The sequence below is a fragment of the Paraburkholderia sp. genome (assembly GCF_028283785.1).
GTDB lineage: Bacteria > Pseudomonadota > Gammaproteobacteria > Burkholderiales > Burkholderiaceae > Paraburkholderia.
The window spans coordinates 95116-114095 of the sequence record NZ_JAPWKB010000018.1 but is presented as its reverse complement, the minus strand read 5'-3'; the positions used below and the strand labels follow the sequence as shown (position 1 = coordinate 114095).

Sequence of the window (18980 nt, the reverse complement as noted above, 5' to 3'; positions counted from 1 at the left end):
GTGTTCGATCCGAACACAGCCGGTTTTGTTTTTGCGTGAGCGTTAGACCCGGCGCCGCGTCACGCGTCCGGCCGGTCTTTTACGCCACGACTTCTTCGTGCAACGTGCCCGCTTCACCGATCTCGCCGATCAACTCGACGATATCGCCCGCGCCGACCAGCGGTTGCCGCAAGCGCTTGCCGATCGCGTCGAACACGGCGTTCGGCGCGATATCGTCGACATCGCCGGTGCTTTGAATACCGATCGAATTGCAGCGCTCGGTCAGCCGCAGCGCAGGCGGTTCCTTGTTCGAGAACAGCGACACGCTCGGTGCCGGCGTCGAATGCGCGACGTGCATCAGGCCGCCGTCCGCGCCGACGAACAGGCTCGCATGCGCGATCACTTCACGCGATTGCAGCAGGCTCAGCGTGCCGACGCACGAGCTGACCTTCAGGCGTTTGAACGTGCGGCCGAGCAGCGCATCGGCCATCGACTGGCCATTGTCCGAGCCGAGCAGCACGATCCGGTCGGGCAAGGTCGCGTCGTTCGAGCGGTCGATCATATCGAGCAGTTCCGGCCAATGCCGGTACGTCCGATTCGCGTCGAGGCCGCCGACCGCCAGCGCGATAAAGCGCTGCTCCGGCAACATTGCTTGAACCGAATGCGTGGTGGCGGCGCGCGACGCCAGATACGGCTTGCTCAGCGCGGCGATTTCCTGCTCCGAGTAACCGAGCGAGAACACGTCGCTGATTGCCGCATAGCTGAAGCTGGTCTGGTTGCGGTCGGGACCGTAGAAAAAGCGGAACAGCGACGCGAACGGTAAATTCTTGAAATACTTCGACTTCAGCTTGATCGACGGCAGGTTGTATTCCGACATCAGCACTGCGTCGTACTGTCGCGATTCCACCTCGCGCAGATCATGGAAGACGTTGCGAAACACGTCGTCTTCGTGGAACAGCTTGTGCAGTGTCGGCAGCGTGAACAGGTCGATCTCGATATCGCGGCCCTTCAGCAGCGCGCGCCCGGACAGATCCATCGTGGCGTCGCCGAAATTGCGCTTGCCGGTGTAGATCCAGAGAATCCGGCGGAAGGTATGCGCCTTCCGGTGTTCGAGACGCGTCTGCCCGCGCACTTTCAGCAGCAGCGACTTGTGCAGATACTTCTTGATGATTTTCGAGCGCGCGGTTTTGCGCAGAAACACGTCCGGTTCGTGCGGCACGCCCGCATACGGGATGCGAGTCGAGCGATGGACGGCGGAATCGAGCTTACGCTTCAGGGCGGCGGGGACAAGTCGGAGCAAGGCACACATCGTTCGCTTCAATCTCAGTTCTTGATCACAATGCAGCGCACATCTTAACAGCACGCCCCGCGCTTCGACGGCAACCGCCAGAGGCCTTCCGCCGACGGGAGATTACCTGGAAAAGAACGGGAACCAGGTACAATGGTGCCCCATGTATCCGGTCTGATGACCATGACGTTGTGCCGGCCGGCCAAAGCCAAAAGACATGTCGACGCCCACTACAAAATCTTTCCTGCGCGTCAGCCCACGCAGCCTGTTACCGGCGCTTTTCCTGCTCACGTATCCCGCGGTCACGTTGCTGATCCACGGTGGCGCGAGCGCGGTGTCCATCGGCGCTGCGATGATTTCGCTGGCGTTGCTGGCGATGCCCCGAACCCGTCACGCGATCTTCGCGTTTCCATGGGATCGCACCGACACGGTGTTGTGCATTGCAATGACAAGCCCGATCCTCGCGGTCGCGCTGGCGGGCGCATGGCACGGCCATATCGTGCCCGCCACGCTGGATTCGCCCGCTCGCCTGTTCGGTGCCGCGCCGCTGTTTCTGGTGTTGCGCCGAAGCGCGCCCCGGCTGCTCGCCTGGGCGGATCTTTCCTTTGCTTTCGGCGCATGGGCGTCGGTGGGCATTCTGCTTGTCGTCCCGCGCGACTGGGGTTTGGGACGGCTCGGCAGCAGCTTCCTGAATCCGATCCACTTCGGCGATATCGCACTCGCGCTCGGCGCATTGTCGGTGCTGTCGCTGAACTGGTGGCGCAAGGACCGGTTCGTGGTTCGCGGCTTCAAGATTCTAGGGTTGGGCGCGGGCATCGCCGCGTCGCTGATGACGGGCTCGCGCGGCGGCTGGGTCGCTGTGCCGGTGCTGGCGGCGGTGTATCTGTATGCGCGGAGTCGCGGCAAGTCGCGCCGCTGGAAGGTCCTGTTGCCGCTCGCGGTGGTGGCCGTGATGATCGGCGCGTATGTCGCGTCGCCGACGGTGCGCGACCGCGCCGACGATGTATCGCTCGATCTCACGCAATACGCGCATGGCCAGAAGGACACGCCGCTCGGCATCCGTCTTCAGCTGTACGAGGCGGCCGCGCGGATCGTCGAGAATCATCCGTTTCTCGGCCTTGGCGGCGCGGGTTTTCGCAACAGCATGGATGCGTTCGCGCAGGCCGGTTTGCTGACGCCGGCCGCCGCGCAACTCGGCAAGGGCGAAACGCATAACCAGTTGCTCGCCTATATGACCGACTACGGAGTGGTAGGCGGGCTCGCGCTGATGGCCATTTACATCGTGCCGGGCGTGATCTTCTGGAAACGCCTGAGTGCGCCGCTCGGCGCGGCGCGGCGCGCGGCGTTGCTCGGTCTGAGCTTCGTGGTCGCGTTCTGGATTTTCGGCCTGACGGTCGAAACCTTCGATCTCAAACTGACCGTGGCGTTCTACGCAACGGTACTCGCGGTGCTGCTCGCCACGGCGACCTTCGCGGACACACGCGGTCGCGGCACGCGCGTCACCCAACAATGAAAGCTGTCATCACGCCATGTTCAGTATCCTGATTCCCACCTGGAACAACCTGCCGTACCTGAAGCTCTGCATCGACAGCATCCGTCGGCATTCGGCGTTCGAGCACGAGATTCTCGTGCACGTCAACGACGGCAGCGACGGCACGCTCGACTGGGTTCGCGAGCAGGGCATCCGGCATACCCGCAGCCGCGGCAACGTCGGCGTGTGCGTGGCGATGAACGATGTCGCGCGCCTCGCCACGCGCGACTGGATCCTGTTCATGAACGATGACATGTTCTGCACGCCGGGCTGGGATACCGCGTTCGTCGAGACCGTGCGCGGGCTCGGCCATTCGGCCGCGTATCTGGCCGGCACGCTTATCGAGCCGACCGACACCGGCAATGCGAACGTGATCGCCGCGAACTTCGGCACCGGTCCCGACAACTTCGACGAAGCGGGCCTGCTTGCGTACGCATCGGGCATGACCACGGTAGACCGCGACGGCGTCGCGCTGCAGCCGATGCTGGTCAGCCGTCAGTTGTGGCATATGGCGGGCGGATACAGCATCGAGTTCGGTCCCGGCATGAGCAGCGACGACGACTTCCTGATGAAACTGTGGCTGGTGGGCTGCCGCGTGTATCGTTCGGTTGGCGCGAGCCGCATCTATCATTTCGGATGCCGCACCACCGGACGGATCCGGCGCAATCGCGGCGGTCGCGAGTTTGTGATGAAGTGGGGCATTTCGCAGAAAGACTTCAACCGCGAGTACATCCGGAAATCGGCGACCGGCGCGGTCGCGTCGTTGCCGAACGTGCCGCGCGCGCCGTTCAAGAGCCGCGTGAAGCGTGTGATCTACGCGCTTGGACGGTATCCGTTCGAAGATCTGGAAGGCTGGGAGCCGGATCTCCCGGCGCAACTGACGTTGATGAAGCCGTTTCACGACGACAGCGCGTCCTGATCGACGCGTCACCGGCATCGCACCGACAGCTTTTTCACGCACCACCTGGCAATCACCGCGGAAACCGTACCCGATGTTCTCAATCATCATCCCGACCTGGAACAACCTGCCTTACCTGAAGCTCGTGATCGACAGCTTGCGGCGTCATTCGACGCACACGCATCAGATCATCGTCCACGTCAACGACGGTTCGGACGGCACGCTGGCATGGGTGCGGGAGCAGGGTATCGAGCACACCGCGTCGCCCGGCAATATCGGCATCTGCCACGCGGTGAATATCGCGGCGGCGCGCGCCACGCAGGACTACATCGTCTACATGAACGACGACATGTTCTGCTGTCCCGGCTGGGACGACGCGCTGGCGGGCCGTCTGCCGGAGATGCCTGCGGACAATCTGTTCATGTTGTCGGGCACGATGATCGAGCCGGTCGAAAGCCGCAATCCGTGCGTGGTGGTTCGCGATTTCGGCCGCGACGTCGAAAATTTCCGTGCCGACGAACTGGTCGCGGCATCGGCGGGCCTGAAACGCGCCGACTGGCGCGGTGCAACCTGGCCGCCGACGCTGGTGCATCGCGACTGGTGGCACAAGGTAGGCGGCTACAGCAGCGAACTGAGCCCCGGCATGAGCAGCGACAACGACTTCTCGATGAAGCTGTGGGCAGCCGGATGCCGCGTGTTTCTCGGTGTCGGCGACAGTCTCGTCTATCACTTCCAGCAGAAGAGCACGGGCAAGATCGTCAAGAACGACGGCCGCCGTCAGTTCCTGCACAAGTGGGGGATGACGCAAGCTACCTTCGACCGTTTCTATCTGCGACGCGGCCAGCCGGCCAACGCCACGCTCGCCGTCACCGATCCCGAGCAGACCGGCCCGCTGCGCCGCGCGCTGCTGAAATCGCGGATCAAGCGCGCGTTCAGCTGAGATCGGGTTCGCACCCGGGCTTGCTCGCCACCGCCAGCGCGTCCGCCCGGACGCGCCGCAGCCTTACACGCCGCCCGTGACCAGCGGCAGCACCGTCAGATCCGGATGCGTGCCATCGACGATCGCGCGGCCCACCTGAATCGCTTCGTAGCGCGCATCGGCGGCGGTGGTGAAGCTCTCTTCGCCGTCCGCGTGAAACGGCACGACGTGGCCCGGCAAGCTCGGGTCCGCGCCCGGATGACACACATAGCCGAGATAGCTGGATCGCATCGCGTGCCCGGAAGGACGCTCGTTTTCGGCCAACGTGGAGAACGGACGCGTCGTCACGTGAATCTCGAAGCCTTCGTATTCGACCATCGGCCAGGATGTTGTTTCGTCTGACATGCTTGCCTCCTGAGCTGCTCGACCGCCTTCCTGCGTTGTTCCATTCGCGCGCGCGTTCAGTGACGATGCCGCATGCGCCGCCACGAGCGGTGGCCCGGATCGTGTCCAGTCAGCCGTTCCTTCCAGAGATCGCGCCGGGTCTTCGATCCGAGCAGCACTGCCGCAATCGCGATGAGCATCAGCACCACCACGATACCGACCATCGATTCCGCCATGGTCGCCTCCGTTTGTCCGCCTGCATCCAAAAAGTCTAGGCGATCTGGCGAAAAACGCGGCAATCGCGGACGTCCGCAATCGTGATGCGCGCGCTCACGATTTGATCACGCCGAGCTGTTTCAGCAGCGTCAGGTTGTCTTCCAGATGCCAGTTTTCGACGATCTTGCCGCCTTCGACGCGGTACAGGTCGAACGCCTGGAAATCGACGATCTGGCCGTTGCCCTTGACGCCCTGAAATTCACCCGTGAAATGGCCCCGGAAATGCAGATGCACGGAAGCGCGATCGCCCGCGACGACCAGATCGTCGACTTCGGCGCTCAGATCGGGCACGGCCGCGCGGAATCCCTTCGATGCCGCGCGCGGACCGTCCGGGCCTTGCGGACGGCCGTCCGGCAACGTGCGATCGACGAAAGCCGGTGACAGCGCGAGATCGGCATAGGCGGTGTCGCCGGTATTCCAGAACGCCGCATAGCGGCGCGCAGCGAGGATCACCGTGGCGCTCTGCTTCGAGTGGCTGTCCACGGCGACGTGATGCGGGCTCGGCAACGCGGCGTCGGCCTGCGCGTGCGTCGGCGTGGCCGGAACCGTGGCGGCAAACGCGACGGGCAGCGCCGCGAGCGAGGACAAACCGAGCGCGATGCCGGCCAGCAGGCGGCGAGCGGTAGAAAAGCGGCGATGAGTGTAGTTCATGACATGACTTCTTGAGATCGGATGAGATCGGGTGAAATCGCGCGAGTCGCGGGAAAAACTCGCTGCAACATGGAAGTCATTGTCACTGGGCGGGTGTGGGTTGAGAATTGGCCTTTAGGTTGAATGATTTTTCGGTTTTATTTGAAAATTCGGGGTCGAACCGCGCAATGTAACGATGAGAAAAACTCGCGGCGTCGATCGCGGCCGGTCAGATAGAATTGCGCGCTTTCTTTGCTCTCCGGAAAAACGCCATGTGGTTCAAGAACCTTCAGATTCATCGTCTCCCGGCTCCGTGGTCGGTCACTCCCGAGCAACTCGAACAATCGCTCGCGGCGCACGCGTTCCAGCCCGGCAGCCGGCTGGAGATGCAAACCCAGGGTTGGGCGTCGCCGCGTGACAACGATTCGCTGGTGGTGGGCATCAACCGTCAGATGCTGCTGCTGTTCCGCACCGAAAAGAAGCTGCTGCCGGCGTCGGTCGTCAATCAGGTGACGAAGGCCCGCGCGGTCGAACTCGAAGAGCAGCAAGGCTACAAGGTTGGCCGCAAGCAGATGAAAGAGCTGAAAGAGCAGATCACCGACGAACTGCTGCCGCGCGCGTTCAGCATTCGCCGCGACACGCGCGTGTGGATCGATACCGTGAACGGCTGGCTGGTGATCGACGCGGCATCGCAAACCCTCGGCGACGAAGTGCTCGGCCTGCTGGTCAAATCGATCGACCGTCTGCCGTTGCGCACGCTGCGCGTCGCGCAGTCGCCGGTGGCGGCGATGACCAACTGGCTGCTGTCGGGCGACGCGCCGGGCGGCTTCACGCTCGACCAGGACACTGAATTGCGCTCGCCGACGCAAGGCAACGCCACCGTGCGCTACGTCGGCCATTCGCTCGATGTCGACGATATGCGCCGTCATATCGAAGCGGGCAAGCAGTGCATGAAGCTCGCGATGACGTGGAGCGACCGCGTGTCGTTCGTGCTGACGCCCACCTTGTCGCTCAAGCGCATTGCCGCGCTCGACGTGCTGAAGGAAGCGTCCGACCCGACCGCGCAAAACGACGACGAAATCTTCGAATCCGACTTCACGCTGATGTCCGGCGAACTGGCCAAACTGATCGCCGACGTGGTCGATGCGCTCGGCGGCGAACTGGACGAGCAGGGCGCGGTAGTCGGCGAAGCGGTCGCGGCTTGAGCGAACCGGTGCGGCGGCGCGCTTGCCCGCCGCATCGCCGGTGGGCTATAAACAGTCGATACGGCCACTCATCCCGGCGCTGACGCGGCTTCCGGCACGACGCGCCGAATGAGTCCGTCCACCGGAGAACGACGATGGTGCGTCTCGTGATGATCCTGCTCGGCGTCGATTACCTGCGCAGCCGCTGGCGCACGTTGAGCGTGCTGGGCTGGATCAGCCTGATTCTCGGCGTCGTCATCTTTATCGACGCGCTCGACAACGCGCTGTATTTCCCGATCGCGCCGTTTGCGTGGCTGCTGCTGCTCGAAGGCGGCGCGACGCTCGCGGTGGCGTGGACGGGAATGGGCGGCCAGCGCACGCTGCGCTACGTGAAGGGCTTCGCGTTTTGCGTCGCCGCGGCGCTGATTCTCGCCGGTCATCATCACGGCAATTTCATTCTCTCGATGCTGTTCGGCACGCTGTTCCTCGCCGACGGCCTGTTGCAGATCGTGTCCGCGCGCGTGGTCCGTTACCGGACCTGGCGGCTGGCGACGATCGGCGGCGCGCTCGAAATCGCGCTCGCGATTTTCTTTTTCCAGCCCTTTCCGACGCACTACGTCGGGACCGTGCCGTATTGCCTCGGTCTGGGGCTGATCTTCGGTGGATGGAACCTGATTTTGCTCGGCACCCGCGTGCGGCGGCTCGCGGTCAATCCGGCCGTCGGCTTGGCCGGCGAGGGTTCGACGTCGACGAATCCGCACGCAGATGCGCATGCAGACGCGCACCCCGACGCCGCTCCCGCGCCGGCTGCCGCGTCGTCGCGGCGCGCGCCGTTGCGCTGGGACGGCCCGCCCGCCGCCGACGAACCTGCATTGACCGTTCACGTGTGGACGCCGGTCGGGTCGTCCAAATCGCCGGCGCGGCGTCAGCCGATCGTCGATCGCTACATTGCGGCGGTCGATCGCAATGGCGTGATTTCGACCGGCCATGCCGCGCTCGAAGCGCCGGGCGGCGTGTATATCAGCCTGTATCCCGGCGTCGAGATCGACCGCGCGCCCGACGAGTTCACGAGGCTGCTGCGCGCCACGCACGAAAACGACGTCCCGGGCGTGTTTCAGCCGGATTACGTGACGGAGTCGCACGCGTGGTGTCCGTCCACGGTGCAGGTGCGAATCCGCAATTTCGATCCGGCGCGGCTGACGACGTTCTGGGACGTCTATCGTCGCGATACGACCTACAACCTCACGCACCGGAACTGTTCGAGCAGCGTGTCGCGGGCGTTGGAGGCGGCGCTCGAAGGTGCGGCCGCGCGCGCGTGGGGGGCTGGGGGCGCCGAAGGTGCCGAACCTGTGGACAACGCCGAAGCAGCAACGCGGCGCGTCGGCTGGGGGCCGTTCTGGCGGGTGCTGACGACGCCCGAGTTGTGGGTCGCGGCGCAAGTCCGCAAACGCGCGGCGACGATGGCCTGGACCCCCGGACTCACGCTCGATTACGCGCGCGCGTTGAGCATGCTCGCGGACCCGCGCCGCTCCGGCTGGGTCAAGATGGCGCGGCTCGCGGTCGCGGCGATGGTCGAATCGCGCCGGGAATGGCGCGCCGAAGACAGCGATGCCGGAAATGTGCGGTAGCGAACGGTGCAGTTTGCTTTTGCTTTGCCTATCGCACGGCGCGCGTGGCTTAATTTAATCAGATCAATGGGTTGCGGCGGTTGGCAGAGAGTTATTCACAGGCTTGCGAACATTTTCTGTTGATAAGTCCGGCTTTCATTTGCGAGACGGTCTCCTCCAAACGCACGCGCTTTCCTCAAGATCCGGCCGCGGCGTGCCGTCATTAGCGGTACTCCCCGTCATCTTCGCGATCACGGACTTCGCTTTCCCAGGAACTCTCTTTCTATGCTGCGTCGTACCCATTCGATCGCACTGGCTGCCTGCGTCCTGCTCGTGCTGCCGCTGCGCCGCACGTCGTCCGCTGAACTGGCGTCGATGCCGGTCAGCCTCGTGGTTCAGGAAAGCTGTCTGATCCAGTCCGACGATGCCTTGCTCGCGCCGGCGCGTCCACTCGTGTCGTGTCTGCACGGCCAGCCGTTCAATATCGAACAAAGCGCCGTCGAACCCGCGGCGGCGCTCGCCGCGCAGGTTCAGCCGGTCAACGCCGGAGCGCTGATCGCGGCGGCCCCGAACGCCGCCGCGCCGTCCAAAGTCTGGATGGTGATGTTCTAGCGCGCCGCTTCCGCCGGATGTTCCCGTTCCCGTCTCCGCCGACGCTTGCACCGCGTTAGAAATAGATCGTCGCGGTGATCGTGTCGCTGTAGTTGCCGGGCGCGGGCGTGCTTTGCGACGGCACCACCCCGTACACCGTCACCGATGCCGGATTGCCGGTGCCCACGCCGGTGGCGACGGTCGTGCCGCCGGTGCCGTCGCCCCAGACCCCGGCGAGCGCGGCGTCCGTGTACAACTGATACTTCACCGTGCCGCCGCCGCCCGATCGCTGCATCGTGCGGCTGGCCGTCGTGCCGCTCGATCCGGCGCTCAGCGCGATCTTGTACGCATCGCCGGCCGTGCATTGCGCGGTGATCGTGCCGTTTGCGGTCAATGTCTGGTTCAGCAGGCTGGTCGCGGTAAACGCGATGTTGGTTGCGCTGATGTTGCAGTTGTTGATCACGGTCGCGTTGACGGTAAAGCCGAACGTGCCGCCGCTGGTGATCGACGCGCAGCTTGGCGGCCCGAGAATCCCGAGCACGTAGTACGCGTAATTGATCGAGGTCTCGGCGCCGCTGAACACGTGGGTGTAGAGCGTGTTGCTGTTGCTGAGGGTCGGCACCGTCGGCTGGTTGGCGGCAATCTGGCCGTAGACGGTGACCGTCGTGCTCGCGCTGGTGGTCAGCAAGGGTTGCGTCAGCGTGACGGAAATCGGCGTGGTGCCCGCCGACGTCGAACCCCAGGACAACGAACGCGCGCTGTCCTGATACAGGTCGTAACGCAGTTTGTCGCTGCTGGTGTCGGTCAGATAGCGCGGCGTGGCGGGCGTCAGGTTCAGACACACCAGCGCAGTCGGCGCAAGGCTCACCACGCTCCAGTTGCAGGTGACGGTCAAGGTGCCGGTCGCGTTGACCGCCGCCGACGCGATCGGCGACACGCTGCCGAAATCGAGCGTCGACATGCTGGCCGTGCAGGTTTGCGCGCTGGCGCGCTGCGGCGCGAAGGCCAGCACCACGACGAGCGCACAGGCGAGCAGCAGGTTCTTCATGGCAGCGTTCCTCAGAGGGGCCGGCAGGTGAGTGGGCCGTAAGTCGGCAACGAGCCGTTGGTTGGCCGCGTGTACGCGAACGCCACCGTGCAATGCAATGCGCCGGCCTCGATCTCGAGATGATTGTCGGCTTGCAGATTCTCGATAAAGGTCAATCCGTCGTATCCGACGATCGTATTCGATCCGCTTTCCCGATGATGTACGCGTGCGCCGGCCGGCAGCAGTTTGCCGTCGGGCCCCTGCAGAATCACCGACGCCGCGCTATAGCGCGTCACGCGGAAGCTGGCCAGCACGCCCGATTGCGACTTCGGCACGAGGTCTTGCGTGGTCGATGCGATCTGCGCGTCGGCGGGCAGGTTCATGCTGTCGATGCCGACCCGGTTCGACTCGTACGCGTTCAGATCGGGCACCAGCAGATGGCCGTTGCGGTCGGTGGTGCCGATCACGCGGTTTTCGTGCAGCACCGGAATGCCCGCGACGCCGCCCGTCGAGATCAGCGCGAAACCGTCGCCGATGCGCCGCGCGGGCAGCACCGAGCCGTCCATTACCACCAGCGCGCCGCTGACGTCGACGGACGCGCTGGTGTGCCGGTCCAGCGACTGCGCGATCGCCGTCACTTCGCCGTATTTGCCGAGGTATTGCGCCTGCGCCTGACGGTACGGCACGTTCGACGTGCCGCCGACCTGCGCGGCCCAGCCGAAACCGCCGTCGTAATCCGGCGGGCGGTTGGCGTTGATGTTGTAGCTGCTCTGACCGTTCTGGCGGCCCACGCTCGAGCTGACCGACGTGTTGTTGCCGAGGCCGAGACTTGCGCTCAGAAACACGCCCGACGACGCCGAGCCGGAGAAATCCCGAAACGCGGACAGCGTCAGCGACGCCAGATTGCCGAAGCTCACCGTGTACGACACCGAGCCGATATGCGATGCGCTCACTTGCGGATAGCGATAGCCGATGTAGCTCAGCGCCAGCGTCTGACGGCTGAACAGCGGCACGGACAGTGTCACGCGATCGGTTGCGTCGGCGACCGGCGTGCCGTCGGCGGACGCGATGTCGCCGTAATGGCCGAACGCGCGCAAGGTCTGCGCGTCGATCGAAAACGACGGTTCGATGATCTGGTAGCCGAGCCCCGTCTGCACGCCGCCGCGATGCCCCGCACTCGCCGCCAGCGAGCCGCTGACGACGCCCGCCATGCCGAGCCGTACCAGCGCACCCGCGCCGGCGTTGGCGAGGCCGCTGGTCGCTTCCGCGTGGCCTTCGATGGTCAGCGTGTCGCTGAGACCGCGCCGCAGCGAGCCGCTGATCGCCGGATGCGGGTTGTAGTCGAACGATTCGACGCCGTACGAGCGGCGTAGAAATCCGACTTCGAACGAATAGCTCGACAGCCCTTGCGCGAGCATCCGTGTGTCCACGTAGAGCGGCACGGACGTCGCAATCGTGCGCCCGAGCGCATCGCGGGTGATCACGGTGGCCTGTCCGCCGCCGGTGATGCCGGGCACGTTGGTCACGACGAACGGACCGCTCGGCACGTTGCCGCTGTACTGGCGCACGTTGTTGATATACAGATCCACCGACGACGGCACGACCGCCGATCCCGTCAGCGCGGGCACCGGAAACGTGACGAGATCGGGGCGCAGCGTGAAATTGCTGCGCCACTGAAAGCCGCCGATCCGCACCGAGCGGGTCCAGTCGAGCGACGACGAAATCGTGTCGCCGTATTGCTGGGTGGTCAGCGTGGCCGGATCGGAGCGGCTCCACGATGTGTCGTAGCGGATATAGCGGTGCAGGTCGCGATACAGATACGCGATGCCGGTATTGCTGAACACGCCGGACGGATCGAAGTAGCGTTCTTCGCTCCACAACGCGAGCTGCGCGGTCGACTCGCTTTGCGCATACGCGTCGTAGTTCAGCACGAAGCCGCGCGACGAGGTCGCGAGCGGCGTTTGCGTCAGCGCGCGGGTGTCGAACGTGTACGGACGACGCAGATTGTCGGGCGCGTCGAGATCCACCGACTGGGTGGCGGGGTCATACGTGTAGCGCAGGCCGGGCAGCGAATCGAGCGCGATATCCGCGACGTCCGACAGCGCGTTCAGCGCGTCGGTGGCGGCCGGTCCCGCCATGTTGATCGCGTTCGGCGGCGTCAGCGGGCTGGCGGGTGGCGGGGACGCCGGTGGAGTGGGCTGGCCAGGTTGGCCGGGCGCATGCGGCGGACCCGACGAACCGGCCAGCCGGTCGGGCAGCAGGCCGATCTCGCTCAGGTCTTTCGCGCTCGCGAACAGCTTGCCGCCGCGTTCGCGGAAATGCGCGATCAACGCGGTGCGCTGGCCGTTCAGGTTCACTTCGAGATAGAGGTCGCGCGCGGTGTCCGGGGTGTCGTGGGCGTCGTGGCTGTCGTGAGTGGCGGCGGTCCGGTCCGGCACCGGCGATGCGTTTTGCGCGCGCGCAGGCGTGCCGCCGGCGGCAATCAGGGATGCCGCCAGCGCCATCGTCGGCACAGTCCATCGGTGACGTGTCAGCCGTCGGGGTGTCCTCATCGATACGAAGTGCGGCGCATGGTCCGGTTCCGGTCAGGCAGACATGCTGGATGGGCGGGACTGCGGCGGTGTCCTTCTGTGTTGCAAGTGCGTCTCGTGCGACTGCTTCGGTGAACCCCCGGTGAATCTCCCTGTTAGTCGTGTCCGTTGCCGTGTCGGTTATTCGACGCTCACCACCGATTCCGCCGGTGTCGCATTGACGGCGGCGCGAATCTTCACCTGACCGCTCAGATCGGCGTTCGCGGGCAGCGGCAAACGCCAGGTCCGGCCGCGACCCGGCAACGCGTAGCCGAGCAAACCCTTGTTGATCTCGAAGGTGCTGCCCGCACCGTTCACCAGCTGCACGGCCGCGATTTGCGCGCGGCGTTTGCCGGTGTTGTCGGCGCGAAGCTCCCAGCCGTCGCCGGCATGGAACAGATGCCACGCGAGCTTCGGCGTGCCGGTTTGGGCGCCCGGTTCGAGAAACACCGGCACCGAGTAACGCAGACGGATCGTCACGCCGTTGGCGGGCGTCGCATCGGCCTCCGGCAGCTCGTCGATCAGCACCCGATAGCTTTCCTCGGCGCCGTTGGGCGGCGGTGCGGTGCGCACCAGCCGCACCAGTTGCTCGGAACGCGCGGCGATCTGGATCATCGGCGGACTCGCGACCACGTCCTGGGTCGGCGTGAGCGTGTCCTCACCGTTTTCCTGGTCCCATCGATACACGCGGACCTGGCCGTAGAGCGGCTTGTCGCCGGGATTGCGCAGCGTCAGGCCCGACGCGTTGGAGTCAGCCGGCAGATCGACCATCACGGGCGAGATCTGCAAGGTGGCGCCATGTGCGCTGGCCAGCGTCATGGCCAGCGTGCAGACCGCCAGCAACAGCGTGCGCAACCCGGTCATCAGGGCGGCGCTCACGTCAGAAGTACACCGTCGCGGTGACGGTGGTCTGATACGTGTCGGGCTTCGGCGTGGCCTGCGCCGGGACCTGACCGTAGACCGAGATGGACTGCGCCGAACCGGTGCCCGTGCCGCCGACGGTATTGGTGCCTTGGGTGTTGCCCCAAGCCGTGGTGTGGCCGGAGTCCTGGTACAACTGGAACGCCACGGTGGTGGTCGTATTGCCGCTGGTCGTGCCGGCCATCAGCCGGCTTGTCACCGTGGAACCGGTGACCGTGCCCGCGTCGAGACCGACGTTATATGGCGTCGTGTTGGTGCAGGTGACGGCGACCGAGGTCTGCTGGTTCAGCGCGGAAGTCAGCACGCCGTTCGTGCCGAATGCCAGCGCATTGGCGGCAATCGTGCAATTCGCCTGGAGCGTTAGCGACACCGTGAAGGTGGCGATATTCGTGCCATTCGAATACGTGGCGGCCTGCACGATAGGCGCGGTCCAACTCAATATCAACGCACCGATCAATGCGGATGACAGTTTTTTTTGTTTCACGATACAGCCCTCTCTCAGGCGCCGCGCTGGCTTTCTGCCAGTCGCGAGGGTTTAAAACGAATTCGCCTTGCAATCGCTGGAAGCGCGATTGACTGCCGGCTTGGTAAATTCGTTTCAGCGTATCTATCGATTTCTGAAAACGAGTCTACCAGCGTTTTACGGCAGTTCAGACGAATAAGGTGAGTAAGTGAAAACCCTAACTGGATATTAAGGACTTATAGGGTTTTACTAGTTAACTTTATGCGAATCGCGCGGAGATGGGCATAGATAAAGGCTGAGAGCGTGTTACATATAATCAGGTAAAAAATCCCGATGACTGTCGGTTGGTATTTTTTACGGAGATTCGTGGGTCGCTTATTGTCCGTTTGACGATGAATATCCCTACCAGGGTAGAGGTAAGCATTGCATGCGGGCGGAATCGTAAACGCGCGTTTGAAAAAACAAGGCCGACCCATCGGGAATGGGTCGGCCTTGTGTTTTTATACCGCGTGGTATTGCGGGAAATCTATTCGCCGCGATACGCGCGCTCCAGTGTGGCGATATCCAGCTTGACCATTTGCATTAGTGCCTGCATCACACGTGCGGATTTTTCGGCGTCGGGGTCTTTCAGCATCCGGTCGAGCGCGAGCGGCACGATCTGCCATGACACGCCGTATTTGTCGGTCAGCCAGCCGCATTGCTGCGGCGCGCCTTCGACGGAGAGTTTCTCCCAGTAGTCGTCCACTTCCGCTTGCGATTCGCAGGTGACGAACATCGACATGGCCGGTGAAAACTTCAGGCCCGGGCCGCCGTTGAACGCCACCAGTTCCTGGCCGGCGATCTCGATCGTCACCGACATCACGCTGCCCTCGGGAGCGGGTGCGCCCGCGCTGTAGTAACGCGTTTCGCGAATCGACGAGTCCGGAAAAATCCCGGTGTAGTAGCGCGCGGCTTCTTCAGCGGTGTTGTTGAACCACAGGAACGGCGTGATTTTCTTCATGGAAAGTCCTCAAGGTTTCGGCAATATGCCACCGGCCACAGGTAGCGGTCGATACGACGGCGCGGCGTTACATCGCTTCCATCGCGGCTTTCATCTCTTGCGGCGTGACGTCGCGCACATGCGTCGCGACCGACCACCGGTGTCCGAACGGATCTTCGAGCTGACCGTAGCGGTCGCCCCAGAACATGTCGGCAGCAGGCATTGTCAGCGTCGCGCCGACGGCGACCGCGCGCTCGATCGTCGCATCGACGTTCTCGACGTAAAGATGCAGCGTGACCGGCGAGCCTTTCAGCGACTTCGGCCCGAACGCGCCGCATTCTGCCATTTCATCGACCAGCATCAGCGTCGAATCGCCGATCCGCATCGATGCATGCATCAGGCGTCCGTTCTTGCCGGGCAGGCGCACCAGTTCGATCGCGCCGAATGCGGCGGTGTAGAAACCTAGCGCGTCGGCCGCACCGTCGCAGATCAGATGCGGCGTCAGCGTATGCATGTCGTCGGGAATGGGCTTGACCGGTTTGGAAGGCGTGGACATGACGGATGCTCCTTGTCTGAGCGGGTTGAGCGGCACGTTGCCGGATGCAGCATGCGCACATGATGACGACGGCCAGACCTGCCGGCAATCGACATCGTTCGCAAAATTCCGCGTCTGCGGCGCCGGTTTGCGCTGACGTTTCCTTTGATGCTAGCCTCGGTTGACGTTCAGGTCTTGCCGGCGCGGCGACGCATCCGGATACACGAACAGAACACACGCACGGAATGGACGGCGCGCGCCGGACGCGGCAATCCACGATGCAACCGGCGCGGCCACGGAGACAGCTTTTGCGCGACATCGATCTGAAAACGCTGCGTCTGCTCGTTGCGGTCTGCGAGCATCGCAATATGGCGCGTGCGGCGCAGCAGGAGCATATCGAGCCGTCGGCGATCAGCAAGCGGATCGCGCAACTCGAAAGCGACCTCGGCGTGCCGCTGCTGATGCGCTCGCGACGCGGCGTGCAACCGACGCCCGCCGGTCTTGCGTTGCTCGAACACGCGCGCAGCGTGCTGTTCACGATGGAGCGGATCGCCAGCGATGTCGCCGCGTTCGGCAGCGGGCTGCGCGGTCGGGTGCGGATCTGCGCGTCGGCATCGGCGATTGCCGAGGCGCTGCTCGACGACATCGCGTCGTTCATGCGCGAGCCCGCGAACCAGAATATCGAAGTGGACGTCGAAGAGCGGCTGTCGGCCGATCTGGTGCGGCAGTTGCGTGAAGGCGCCGCATCGGTCGGCGTGTGCTGGGACAACGTCGATCTCGACGGCTTGCAGACCCGTCCGTATCGGCAGGACCGGCTTGCGCTGGCCGTTCACGCTGCGCATCCGCTCGCGCATTGCGCGTCGCTCGGGTTCGAGCAGACGCTCGATCATCAGCATGTCGGCCTGCCGCCCACCACGGCGGTTCACACGATGTTGCGGCGATCGGCGGCACAGATCGGACGCACGGTGTCGTATCGCGTGATCGTGTCGAGCTTCGACGCGGCGTTTCGGGTGGTCGCCGCGAATCTCGGTATCAGCGTGGTGCCGCAAGAGGTGGGCGAGAGCTATGCGCGCACGCTCGGCATCCGGATCGTGCCGTTGACGAACGAATGGGCGCAGCGGCGGTTCGTCGTCTGTTGCCGCGATTTCGACGCGTTGCAGCCGGCCGCGCAACGGATGGTCGAGTATCTGGCGGCGCGTGCGGCAACGGATGCGCTGGCGGTGCAATGAGGTCGCCGCGCGTGAAGCCCGGATAGATTTTCGAGCGTTCGCGCGATCGGCGGCGCAATGCTACGATGTTTGATTGCCGGGCGACGCGAGCTGCGCGCGCCGGTGCGAATAACACACGATGGGACTGTCTGCATGACCCGTACCGAGACTGAAGCGCGCCGATGCGCCGTGCGTCTGCCAGCGGTGTCGCCGGCGGCATGGCACGGCCGGCTGCACGGCCGGTCCGCTGACGGAGCCGCGATGCAATCCGACCGCGCCACGTCCACCGCCGTCTACGATGCCGCGCTGGCAGCCGCACCGTACGGCGTGTTCACCTGCGCCGCCGACGGGACGTTCGAAGAGGTCAATCCTGCCTATGAGCAACTGACGGGCTATCCGGCCGACGAACTGATCGGGCGGATGACGTTTCACGCGCTGCACGATCCCGCCGAACTCACGAAGCGCAGCGGCGAATTGCCGGGCGCGACCACCGAGCCCCTCCACAGCCGCTACGAAGGCGAATGGTTTTACGTGCGGAGCAACCACGTGCGCACGCCGGTAATGCTCGCGCTCGCACCGTTCGGCGAAGGCCGGCTGCGTTATGTCGGCATCGTGATCGACATGTCGCGTTATGCGCAATCGGAGGCGCGGCTCTGGTACGTCTCGCATCACGACAACATCACGCGTCTGCCGAACCAGAATCTGTTCACCGAACGACTCGATCTGACGATTGCGCGCGGACGGCGCAGCGGTAGCGGTTTCAGCGTGCTGGTCGTCGAGCTGAACCAGATGCGCAAGCTGCGCGACGCGCTCGGTTCGAATGCCGCCGAACTCGTATTGCAGATTGCCGGTGAACGGCTGCGCGGTCTGGTGCCGTACGACGGCACGATTGCATCGCTGGGCGGCATGCAGTTCGCGTTGCTGGTCGATGCAACCGGGCCCGCGGTCGATGCGCTGGCCGACGCGGTGCTTGCGCGCATCGGCGAGCCGATCAACTTTCTCGATACGACGCTGAACGTAAAGGCAAGTATCGGCATTGCCGGTTTCCCGTCCGATGGCGACGATGCGCCGACCTTGATGCGTCGCGCGAGCGTCGCGTTGTCGTCGATGAAAGGCGCGGGGATGAACGGCGTGCAACGCTTCTCGCCGTCGCTGGAGCGGCAGGCGGCGCGTCGCTTCGAACTCGAAACGATGCTGCGCGATGCGATCGATCGCGACCAGTTGCATCTCGTCTATCAGCCGCAGGTCACGCTCGCGACCGGCCATATCGCACAGGTCGAAACGCTGCTGCGCTGGCAGCATCCGTCGCGCGGTTTGATCAGTCCCGCCGAATTCGTGCCAGTTGCCGAAGAGACCGGGATGATCGAGCGGATCGGCGAATGGGTGATGCGCAATGCGTGCCGCGACGCGAGCCGTATTCTGCGTCTGACCGGCAAGTTGCCGCGCGTGGCCGTCAATGTCTCGCCGCAACAGTTTCGCCGCCAGAACCTGCTGGCGATGATCGAAAGCGCGCTGCACGACGCGGCGCTCGATCCGTCGTATCTGGAAGTGGAAATCACCGAAGGCGTGCTGCTCGGCGGCACCGACGAAGCACTGAAGACGCTGCATGCGTTGCGCGATCTCGGTGTCGAAGTGGCGGTCGACGATTTCGGCACCGGCTATTCGAGCCTCGCGTATCTGACGCGTTTTCCGCTGAACCGGTTGAAGATCGACCGCTCGTTTATCGTCCGGATGGCCGACGATGCGCAAAGCGCGGCGCTGGTCGGCGCGATCATCGCAATGGCGCATGCGTTGAAATTGCGCGTGACCGCCGAAGGCGTGGAGACGCCGGAACAGGCGCAACGGCTGGCGGAGTTGGGATGCGACGAAGCGCAGGGATTCTGGTTCGCGCGGCCGCTCAATGCAACGGCGCTGCGCAATCTGCTGGAGCCGATGTCGGCGGAGATGGGCGACGGCGACGAAGGCGAGCCGGGGGGCGCGTGAACGGACA

General features: G+C 64.3%; 19 protein-coding genes. 9 read left to right on the top strand and 10 right to left on the bottom strand.

Annotation, left to right across the window (positions count from 1 at the left end; translation table 11 throughout):
- Positions 1-79: 79 nt before the first annotated feature.
- Positions 80-1279, bottom strand: coding sequence for a glycosyltransferase family 9 protein (locus tag PW947_RS20400; protein ID WP_299634182.1), 1200 nt, complete (start codon positions 1277-1279; stop codon positions 80-82).
- A gap of 205 nt (positions 1280-1484) precedes the next feature.
- On the opposite strand from PW947_RS20400, the gene PW947_RS20395 reads away from it, so the two are divergent.
- From PW947_RS20395 to PW947_RS20385, 3 genes are all read left to right on the top strand, one after another.
- Complete coding sequence (locus PW947_RS20395) at positions 1485-2780, top strand: O-antigen ligase (protein WP_299634181.1); 1296 nt, start codon at positions 1485-1487, stop codon at positions 2778-2780.
- Positions 2781-2796: 16 nt separating this feature from the next.
- On the top strand, positions 2797-3717 hold the full coding sequence (locus PW947_RS20390; protein ID WP_299634179.1) for a glycosyltransferase: 921 nt from the start codon (positions 2797-2799) through the stop codon (positions 3715-3717).
- 73 nt (positions 3718-3790) lie between these two features.
- Positions 3791-4636 carry a glycosyltransferase gene (locus PW947_RS20385; RefSeq protein ID WP_299634177.1) on the top strand — a complete coding sequence of 282 codons (846 nt, stop codon included), beginning with the start codon at positions 3791-3793 and terminating at the stop codon, positions 4634-4636.
- A 63-nt stretch (positions 4637-4699) separates the two neighbouring features.
- On the opposite strand, the gene PW947_RS20380 is transcribed toward PW947_RS20385, so the two are convergent.
- The 3 genes from PW947_RS20380 to PW947_RS20370 form a co-directional block, all read right to left on the bottom strand.
- Positions 4700-5020 (bottom strand): hypothetical protein, encoded by a 321-nt coding sequence (locus PW947_RS20380; RefSeq protein WP_299634176.1) that lies wholly within the window; start codon positions 5018-5020, stop codon positions 4700-4702.
- Positions 5021-5076: 56 nt separating this feature from the next.
- The gene (locus PW947_RS20375; RefSeq protein ID WP_299634174.1) at positions 5077-5235 is read right to left on the bottom strand and encodes a hypothetical protein; all 159 of its coding nucleotides are present in this window, start codon (positions 5233-5235) and stop codon (positions 5077-5079) included.
- Positions 5236-5329: 94 nt separating this feature from the next.
- Entirely contained in the window at positions 5330-5926 is a 597-nt protein-coding gene (locus tag PW947_RS20370; RefSeq protein ID WP_299634173.1) for an ester cyclase, read from the bottom strand.
- A 251-nt stretch (positions 5927-6177) separates the two neighbouring features.
- Here PW947_RS20370 and PW947_RS20365 point away from each other — a divergent pair, with 251 nt between their 5' ends.
- The 3 genes from PW947_RS20365 (at position 6178) to PW947_RS20355 (ending at position 9308) form a co-directional block, all read left to right on the top strand.
- Entirely contained in the window at positions 6178-7110 is a 933-nt protein-coding gene (locus PW947_RS20365) for a recombination-associated protein RdgC (protein ID WP_299634172.1), read from the top strand.
- A gap of 134 nt (positions 7111-7244) precedes the next feature.
- Positions 7245-8717: a DUF308 domain-containing protein gene (locus tag PW947_RS20360; protein WP_299634171.1), complete on the top strand. Its 1473-nt coding sequence runs from the start codon at positions 7245-7247 to the stop codon at positions 8715-8717.
- A gap of 264 nt (positions 8718-8981) precedes the next feature.
- Entirely contained in the window at positions 8982-9308 is a 327-nt protein-coding gene (locus PW947_RS20355) for a hypothetical protein (protein ID WP_299634170.1), read from the top strand.
- 55 nt (positions 9309-9363) lie between these two features.
- On the opposite strand, the gene PW947_RS20350 is transcribed toward PW947_RS20355, so the two are convergent.
- The 6 genes from PW947_RS20350 to PW947_RS20325 all read right to left on the bottom strand — a co-directional run bounded on the left by PW947_RS20350 (position 9364) and on the right by PW947_RS20325 (position 15803).
- On the bottom strand, positions 9364-10335 hold the full coding sequence (locus PW947_RS20350) for a spore coat U domain-containing protein (RefSeq protein WP_299634169.1): 972 nt from the start codon (positions 10333-10335) through the stop codon (positions 9364-9366).
- 11 nt (positions 10336-10346) lie between these two features.
- The gene (locus PW947_RS20345; RefSeq protein WP_299634168.1) at positions 10347-12866 is read right to left on the bottom strand and encodes a fimbria/pilus outer membrane usher protein; all 2520 of its coding nucleotides are present in this window, start codon (positions 12864-12866) and stop codon (positions 10347-10349) included.
- A 159-nt stretch (positions 12867-13025) separates the two neighbouring features.
- Positions 13026-13748: a molecular chaperone gene (locus tag PW947_RS20340; protein ID WP_299634584.1), complete on the bottom strand. Its 723-nt coding sequence runs from the start codon at positions 13746-13748 to the stop codon at positions 13026-13028.
- 16 nt (positions 13749-13764) lie between these two features.
- Positions 13765-14289 (bottom strand): spore coat U domain-containing protein, encoded by a 525-nt coding sequence (locus PW947_RS20335; protein WP_299634167.1) that lies wholly within the window; start codon positions 14287-14289, stop codon positions 13765-13767.
- Between the two features lie 505 nt (positions 14290-14794).
- The gene (locus PW947_RS20330; protein ID WP_299634166.1) at positions 14795-15268 is read right to left on the bottom strand and encodes a VOC family protein; all 474 of its coding nucleotides are present in this window, start codon (positions 15266-15268) and stop codon (positions 14795-14797) included.
- Positions 15269-15335: 67 nt separating this feature from the next.
- Positions 15336-15803 carry a VOC family protein gene (locus PW947_RS20325; protein WP_299634165.1) on the bottom strand — a complete coding sequence of 156 codons (468 nt, stop codon included), beginning with the start codon at positions 15801-15803 and terminating at the stop codon, positions 15336-15338.
- On the opposite strand from PW947_RS20325, the gene PW947_RS20320 reads away from it, so the two are divergent.
- From PW947_RS20320 to PW947_RS20310, 3 genes are all read left to right on the top strand, one after another.
- On the top strand, positions 15802-15939 hold the full coding sequence (locus tag PW947_RS20320; RefSeq protein WP_299634164.1) for a hypothetical protein: 138 nt from the start codon (positions 15802-15804) through the stop codon (positions 15937-15939). The two genes, PW947_RS20325 and PW947_RS20320, sit on opposite strands and share 2 nt — an antisense overlap.
- Positions 15940-16090: 151 nt before the next feature.
- Complete coding sequence (locus PW947_RS20315; protein WP_299634163.1) at positions 16091-17011, top strand: LysR family transcriptional regulator; 921 nt, start codon at positions 16091-16093, stop codon at positions 17009-17011.
- Between the two features lie 240 nt (positions 17012-17251).
- The gene (locus PW947_RS20310) at positions 17252-18973 is read left to right on the top strand and encodes a GGDEF domain-containing phosphodiesterase (RefSeq protein ID WP_299634161.1); all 1722 of its coding nucleotides are present in this window, start codon (positions 17252-17254) and stop codon (positions 18971-18973) included.
- The last annotated feature ends 7 nt before the right edge of the window (positions 18974-18980 follow it).